The sequence below is a fragment of the Stenotrophomonas sp. TWI1409 genome, assembly GCF_039673015.1.
Classification (GTDB): domain Bacteria; phylum Pseudomonadota; class Gammaproteobacteria; order Xanthomonadales; family Xanthomonadaceae; genus Stenotrophomonas; species Stenotrophomonas maltophilia_A.
Genome location: NZ_JBDJKU010000020.1, coordinates 60,004 through 67,477 on the forward strand (window position 1 = coordinate 60,004; position 7,474 = coordinate 67,477).

At 65.0% G+C, this 7,474-nt stretch carries 8 protein-coding genes; 1 reads left to right on the plus strand and 7 read right to left on the minus strand.

Translation table 11 applies throughout. The features are described 5' to 3' along the window. Nucleotides 1-93: 93 nt before the first annotated feature. The 7 genes from ggt to ABE423_RS08905 form a co-directional block, all read right to left on the minus strand. Nucleotides 94-1,824 (minus strand): gamma-glutamyltransferase, encoded by a 1,731-nt coding sequence (gene ggt / locus ABE423_RS08875; RefSeq protein ID WP_049400410.1) that lies wholly within the window; start codon nt 1,822-1,824, stop codon nt 94-96. Then, nucleotides 1,821-2,102 carry a YfhL family 4Fe-4S dicluster ferredoxin gene (locus ABE423_RS08880; protein ID WP_004153175.1) on the minus strand — a complete coding sequence of 94 codons (282 nt, stop codon included), beginning with the start codon at nt 2,100-2,102 and terminating at the stop codon, nt 1,821-1,823. Before ABE423_RS08880 ends, ggt begins: the two co-directional genes overlap by 4 nt. A gap of 132 nt (nt 2,103-2,234) precedes the next feature. Beyond that, nucleotides 2,235-2,726 (minus strand): hypothetical protein, encoded by a 492-nt coding sequence (locus ABE423_RS08885; protein ID WP_004153167.1) that lies wholly within the window; start codon nt 2,724-2,726, stop codon nt 2,235-2,237. Nucleotides 2,727-2,786: 60 nt separating this feature from the next. Next, nucleotides 2,787-3,296, minus strand: a complete 510-nt coding sequence (coaD, locus tag ABE423_RS08890) for a pantetheine-phosphate adenylyltransferase (RefSeq protein WP_032130277.1) — start codon at nt 3,294-3,296, stop codon at nt 2,787-2,789. A gap of 26 nt (nt 3,297-3,322) precedes the next feature. After that, nucleotides 3,323-3,901 (minus strand): 16S rRNA (guanine(966)-N(2))-methyltransferase RsmD, encoded by a 579-nt coding sequence (gene rsmD, locus ABE423_RS08895; RefSeq protein ID WP_125895130.1) that lies wholly within the window; start codon nt 3,899-3,901, stop codon nt 3,323-3,325. A gap of 133 nt (nt 3,902-4,034) precedes the next feature. Then, on the minus strand, nt 4,035-4,580 hold the full coding sequence (locus ABE423_RS08900) for a hypothetical protein (RefSeq protein WP_125895128.1): 546 nt from the start codon (nt 4,578-4,580) through the stop codon (nt 4,035-4,037). Then, complete coding sequence (locus ABE423_RS08905; protein ID WP_346485774.1) at nt 4,558-5,127, minus strand: hypothetical protein; 570 nt, start codon at nt 5,125-5,127, stop codon at nt 4,558-4,560. The genes ABE423_RS08900 and ABE423_RS08905 overlap by 23 nt, the downstream gene beginning before the upstream one ends. Before the next feature lie 312 nt (nt 5,128-5,439). On the opposite strand from ABE423_RS08905, the gene htpG reads away from it, so the two are divergent. Then, entirely contained in the window at nt 5,440-7,329 is a 1,890-nt protein-coding gene (gene htpG / locus ABE423_RS08910; protein WP_125895124.1) for a molecular chaperone HtpG, read from the plus strand. The last annotated feature ends 145 nt before the right edge of the window (nt 7,330-7,474 follow it).

The window sequence follows — 7,474 nt, forward strand, 5'->3', positions numbered from 1 at the left end:
AATAATCGCTAGAAGGGAAACAGAAAACCCCGCCGGCAAAGGCGGGGTTTCGATAATCAGCCGGATTGCCGGCCCGCAGCCGGCACCACCGGATCAGTGTGCCGGCACCACCTGGGCACTGCCCACCGGGTTGCGCGGGTCACTGCCACCGAACAGCTTGTTGGCCCTGCGGTCCCATTCCACGGTCTGCAGGTTGCCCCACACGTGGCTGGAACCGCGGCCACCCGCGGCGACATTGCCCGGCAGGTCGATCTTGTGGCCCATCGCCTGCAGCTGCTTCACCGTCGCCGCGTCGAACGCATCGTCCTCGGCTTCGATCAGGTCCGGCAGCCACTGGTGGTGGTAGCGCGGCAGTGCGGCAACCTGCTGCGCATCCAGGCCGTCGTCGTAGCCGAGGATGCCCAGCAGCACCATGGTGATGATGCGGCTGCCACCCGGGGTGCCCAGCACCACCACCTTGTCGGCGTTCTCCATGAAGGTCGGCGTCATCGAGCTGAGCATGCGCTTGCCCGGCTTCGGCGCATTGGCTTCATAGCCCATCACGCCGAACGCATTGGGCGTGCCCGGCTTCAGCGCGAAGTCGTCCATCTCGTTGTTCAGCAGCACGCCGGTGCCCTTGGGAATCAGCCCCGAGCCGTACAGCAGGTTGACGGTCTGGGTGGCGCCGACGCGGTTGCCGTCGCGGTCGATGATCGAGAAGTGCGTGGTTTCGTCGTCTTCCAGCGGCGTCGGGTTGCCCGACAGCAGGTCGCTGGGCGTGGCCTTCTCCGGATGGATGGTCGCCCGCAGGCCCTGTGCATAGTCCTTGCTGGTCAGCACCTTCTGCGGGATCTGCACGAAGTCCGGATCGCCGAGGAAGAAGGTGCGGTCGCGGTAGGCGCGACGCATCGACTCCACCACCAGATGGGTGCGGTGCGCCGGGTCCATTTTCCTGATATCCCAGCCTTCCAGGATCTGCAGCATGCTGGCCAGCGCGATGCCACCGGACGACGGCGGCGGCGCAGTGGTGATCTTCCAGCCGTTGTAGTTGAACACGATCGGCTCGCGCTGCTTCACGCGGTAACCGGCCAGCTCTTCAGCGGTCCACTTGCCGCCGGCCTGCTTCACGCCGGCCAGCAACAGCGTTCCGGTCTGGCCCTTGTAGAAGCCATCGAAGCCACCTGCGGCCAGGCGCTCCAGCGTCTGTGCCAGCTCCGGCTGCTTGAACAGGTCACCGCTGGCGATCGGCTTGCCGTTGCGCAGGTAGACCTCGCGCGTTCCGGGATAGCGCTCCATCACTTCACGGCGCGAGGCATAGCCCTTGGCCATGCGGTCGTACACCGGGAAGCCTTCGCGCGCGATGCGGATGGCCGGCTGCAGCGAGGTCGCCAATGGCAGCTTGCCGTGCTTTGCCGACAGTTCAACCAGCGCCGCAGGCAGGCCCGGGATACCGGCCGACCAGGCGCCATTGACCGAACGATCACGGTCGAGGTTGCCCTGCTTGTCGAGGAAGGCCTGCGGGGTCGCAGCGGCCGGTGCGGTCTCGCGCGCATCCAGCATCACATCCTTGCCGGTAGCCGCGTCGTGCAGCAGGAAGAAGCCACCGCCGCCCAGGCCGGAACTGATCGGCTCGACCACCGCCAGCGTGGACGATACCGCCACCGCGGCATCGAAGGCGTTGCCGCCCTGCGCCAGGATGTCGATGCCCGCCTGGGTGGCCAGCGCATGGCCGCTGGCAATGGCCGCGCCATCGGGGCGCTCGGCACGGGCCGGGCTGTCGGCCCAGGCAATCGGGCTCAGCAGCAGGCCGAGCAGCAACAGGGGGCGGACGATCAGCGTCTTCATTCGGATGGGGGCTCCGCGTAGAGTTCGGGGTGATCGTGCTGCAGCTGGCGCAGCTTGGCCAGCAGCTGGTCTTCCGTTTCCACGATCTCCGGGTCCGGGTCGATGCACTCGACCGGGCAGACGACCACGCACTGTGGCTCGTCGAAATGACCCACGCATTCGGTGCAGCGCGCAGGGTCGATCACGTAGATGGTTTCACCCATCGCAATGGCCTGGTTCGGGCAGGCCGGCTCGCATACGTCGCAGTTGACGCAGAGCTCGTTGATTTTCAGCGACACGGCGATACTCCTCGCCCGCGCCCTGGGACAAAGGACCGGCCAGCGCGGGCGCGCGGGCCGGTCAGGTCATCAGCGGCGCCCTTGCAGGACGCCGCCCGGGCCATGCCGGAGCATGGCCGCCATGGCTCGGTATTACTTGGCTTCGACGAAAATGTACTCGGCACCGGTCGGCTGGATCGCAGCCTGTACGCGGGCGTTGTCGGCCGACTGGCCGATGAAGACGACGCGCACGCCCTTCATCGAATCCGGCGACACGTCCTTGAACACGGCCTGGATCATGTCAGCCATCTTGCCCGAGGCCGACGAACCGAAGGCCAGCATGTTGCCCGGCTGCACGCCACGGGCCACGGCCTGGGTCGCGCTCTCGGTCTGGCGCTCGTACTTGGCCTGGAAGTCCGGGTCCGATTCCGGCGAGAGGTAGTACAGGAACGGGCTGTTGGTGATGTTGCCCATGTTCTGGATCGCCACTTCCTGCAGGTACTTCTTCCAGCCTGCATCGTCGTCCTTGGACGGAGCGACCAGGGCCTGCTTGGCCTCGTCGACCGGAGCGGCCTCTTCCTTCTTGCAGGCGGTGAAGGCCAGGGCCAACGAAGCGATCAGCATCGCGCGCATGGTGGTGTTCATGGGTTTCCTCCCGGAATGGTGCGTGGTGTTGTACGTAATGGGGTGCGGGTACAGCGGGGCTTACGACTGTGCCGACTTCGCTTCGCGGACCTTGCGCAGGGCTTCGAGCACCGCGGCCGGCACGAAGCCGGACACGTCGCCGCCCAGGCGCGCGATCTCGCGGACCAGCGAGGACGAAATGAAGCTGTGCTGCTCGGCCGGGGTCAGGAACAGGGTCTCGACCTCGGGGATCAGGTGCCGGTTCATGCTGGCCATCTGGAACTCGTACTCGAAGTCGGACACCGCGCGCAGGCCGCGCAGCAGCACCCCGCCCTGGACCGAACGTACGAAATGCGCCAGCAGGGTATCGAAGCCGATGACCTCGACGTTGCTGTGGTGGGCCAGCGCGCCACGCGCCAGCTGCACGCGCTGCTCCAGCGGCAGCGCCGGGCCCTTGGACGGGCTCTGCGCCACGCCGACCACGACCTTTTCGAACAGCGGCGCGGCCCGGCTCACCAGATCGATATGACCATTGGTGATGGGGTCGAACGTGCCGGGGTAAACGGCGATGCGGCGATTGGCCACGGTCATGGGCGGTTGCAGATGTTCAGATGAGGTCAAAGTGTAGCAGTGGCGCGGCGGTACAGGGCAAAGCGCACCTCGCGGGTGCCACCCTCGCGGTGCAGCAGCCAGTCCGGCGGCAGCACCGGCACGTGGCCGGCCGGCGATTCTAGGTACAGCCAGGCATCGGCGGCCAGATGCCGCGGCAGCTGCGCCAGCACGTCCTGCCACAAGCCGTCGGCGAACGGCGGGTCGATGAAGACCAGATCGGCCTGCTGCGCCGGCGCGCCCTGCAGCCAGCGCAGGGCATCGGCCTGCACGACGCTGATCTGGTCGCTGGCCTGCAGCTTGGTCACGGCAGCGGTCAGATTGCGTCCCAGCTGCGCGTCGCGTTCGACCAGGGTGGCGTGTGCGGCACCGCGCGAGACCGCCTCCAGGCCCAGTGCGCCACTGCCGGCGAACAGGTCCAGCACGCGGGCCCCACCGAGCCTGGGCATCAGCCAGTTGAACAGGGTTTCGCGCACACGGTCGCTGCTGGGGCGGAGCCCCGGCAGGATCGGCACCGGCAGGCGGGTATTGCGCCAGCGCCCGCCGATGATGCGGACCTGGCCTTCATTGCCGCCACGGCCGCTCATCGGCTCCCCCGGCGGGAGGTATTCGAGAATTTCAGCATGAGCGGGATTGTAGTCGTCCGGGCAGCGCCCGGGGATGCGTCGAATCAACGGTCACCGCAGGTCACCTGGGGGGCATGGGACTCCAATGTCGGGATCACGCCCCAGCCAGGTCGACTCCATCGCTCTGAAACATCCGCGCATTGACCAGACTCTCTACGAACTCGGCCACTTCCCAAAGATCATGAGGCTTGATCTTCGCTGGGGACCAATACTGTCCATGGGCAATCCAGTGCCGAAGCTGGAATGCGCTGTTGATACGGTCGTACTGGTGATGGGTCAGCACACCCTGCTGCAGCCAGGCCTTGACGATGTCGTCCATGAGCGCGGCCTTGTTGCGCTTGCGATTGAACAACCTGATGAGGACCCTGGACAGTCCATCCTTGAGCTTCAGACGCTTTCTGTTTGCGTAGTCCAATCGGAAACATGCTTCCAGAAAGGCCAGCAACGCCATCATGTCCCGATTTTGCTGGACTTGGACGCATGCCTTGCGGCGCTTTTCGAGCTCCTGCCGGGATAGGTCCGAGTTGTCAGGATTGTCTTCGGAAAAGAGCAGGTCGATCGCTGCGCGTGTGGTGGCGTGATGTCCCATCACGTGCATGTAATTGGGAAGATCGGGATTAACGACGAGCGGATTGGCCACGGGCAACATCCATGATGGCCGACTGCAGTGCTTCCGGATCCAGAGCGCTGTAGCGGATCAGGGGCGGAGACGTGGACACTTTCCAGACGTACGCAGCCAGATCCATCGGTTTCGGCTGCTTGTCGGGGCGAGCCCCTTCGGAAGCGGTCGACCCGACAAGTATCGGTCGATCTGCATCCGGCAAGGTCAGCACGAAGCGGACTTTGCCGTGCGGCCCCACGAGGTCCACACGCCCAGGCGACCCCAGCAGGATCGTCCCTATCGGAACGAAGCGTACGCTGCTGTTTCCCAGGTCGATGTTCAGACTCGGCACTTCGTAACTACCCAGCAACTCTTCACGGAGCTCCATGCTGGACACACGGACCCCCATGGCGCCGCGCTCTATGTACGGAAAAAGAATTTCCTGGACAGTCGCATAGAGAATCTGGATTTTCTCCAGCCATTGAGCCTTGCGGTCAACCAAGTTGCCGCGTTCGGCCTTCCCTGCATTCTGCTCCCTGAGGAACTGATCGAAATCCAGATGCCTTGTCATGGTGATTATCGCCATCGAACCGCCCCGCTGAATTGTCTCACGACCCTGACCGGCTTTCCTGGGCAAGACAAGAGATTGAATACGACAATCTGGGCGCCCCCCCCTTGGATCAGCCCATCGTGTGCCTGGCTGACGCGACCCTGGGGCTGACCGACCGCCTTGAGCAGGGCCAAATGCGACCCACGCGAGTGATGGCAGCGAACGGTCAAGGCAATCCAACGGGATTCACGCCCCCCCCCCGCTCGCCCCCTTGATTTCGGGACAATCAGCCATACCCCTTGGCGAGGCCGCACGCGCTGGCGCGGCATTGCACACGGAGCCTTATCGATGACCGAGACCACCCAGACCGAAACCCTTGGCTTCCAGACCGAAGTCAAGCAGCTGCTGCAACTGATGATCCACTCGCTGTACTCCAACAAGGAAATCTTCCTCCGCGAGCTGGTCTCCAACGCCGCCGACGCCGCCGACAAGCTGCGTTTCGAGGCCCTGACCCAGCCGGCCCTGCTGGAAGGCGACAGCGAACTGCGCGTGCGCGTCAGCTTCGACCCCACCGCCCACACCATCACCATCGAAGACAACGGCATCGGCATGAGCCGCGCCGAAGCCATCGCCCACCTCGGCACGATTGCAAAGTCCGGCACCGGCGATTTCCTGCGCCAGCTGTCCGGCGACCAGAAGAAGGATTCGCAGCTGATCGGCCAGTTCGGCGTCGGCTTCTACAGTGCCTTCATCGTCGCCGACGAAGTGGAAGTGACCTCGCGCCGCGCTGGCCTGGCTGCAGGCGAAGGCGTGCGCTGGACCTCGCGCGGCGAAGGCGATTTCGAAGTCGCCACGGTCGACAAGGCCGAGCGCGGCACCCGCATCGTGCTGCACCTGAAGGACGGCGAGCACGACTTCGCCGATGGCTGGCGCCTGCGCAGCATTCTCAAGAAGTATTCGGACCACATCGGCCTGCCGATCCAGATGCCCAAGGAGGGCGAAGACGGCGCTGCCGGCGAGTGGGAGACCGTCAACCGCGCCAGCGCGCTGTGGACCCGCCCGCGCACTGAGATCAGCGACGCCGAGTACACCGAGTTCTACAAGCACGTGGCACACGACCACAGCGATCCGCTGGCGTGGAGCCACAACAAGGTCGAGGGCAAGCTGGAGTACACCTCGCTGCTGTATGTGCCCGGCCGCGCACCGTTCGACCTGTATCACCGCGATGCACCCAAGGGCCTGAAGCTGTACGTGCAGCGCGTGTTCGTGATGGACCAGGCCGAGCAGTTCCTGCCGCTGTACCTGCGCTTCATCAAGGGTGTGGTCGACTCCAACGACTTGTCGCTGAACGTCTCGCGCGAGATCCTGCAGTCCGGCCCGGTCATCGATTCGATGAAGGCGGCGCTGACCAAGCGCTCGCTGGACATGCTGGAAAAGCTGGCCGCTGACAAGCCGGAGCAGTACACCACGTTCTGGAAGGAATTCGGCCAAGTGCTGAAGGAAGGCCCGGCCGAGGACTACAACAACCGCGAGAAGGTGGCCGGCCTGCTGCGCTTCGCCTCCACCCGTGGCGACGGCGATGCGCAGAGCGTGTCGCTGGCCGATTACCTCGGCCGCATGACCGAAGGCCAGGACAAGATCTATTACCTGACCGGCGAGAGCTACAGCCAGGTCCGCAACAGCCCGCACCTGGAAGTGTTCCGTAAGAAGGGTGTGGAAGTGCTGCTGCTGACCGACCGCATCGACGAGTGGCTGATGGGCTACCTGACCGATTTCGACGGCAAGGGCTTCGTCGACATCGCCCGTGGCGACCTCGACCTGGGCGCCCTGGAAACCGAAGCGGACAAGCAGGAACAGGAAGCGGCGGCGAAGGACAAGCAGGGCCTGGTCGAGCGCCTGAAGACGGTGCTGGGCGATGACGTGGCCGAAGTGCGCGTCTCGCACCGCCTGACCGATTCGCCGGCTGTGCTGGCCATCGGCGAACAGGACCTGGGCCTGCAGATGCGCCAGATCCTGGAGGCCAGCGGGCAGAAGGTGCCGGACAGCAAGCCGGTGCTGGAGATCAACCCGGGCCACCCACTGATCGCCAAGCTTGATGCCGAAGCCGATGGCGCGCGCTTCGACGACCTCGGCCGGGTGCTGTTCGACCAGGCTGCGTTGGCCGCCGGTGACAGCCTGAAGGATCCGGGTGCCTATGTGGCGCGCCTGAACAAGCTGCTGCTGGAGCTGTCGGTCTGATCGAGGCGGTGGTCGCCGGGCATGGCCCGGCGCTACCGGGTGCTGGTGGATGCCAACCTTGGTTGGCATTCCTGCTTTGGTAGGTGCCAACCTTGGTTGGCACTGCTGCCCTGGTAGAGGCCAACCTTGGTTGGCGCCCCAAAAG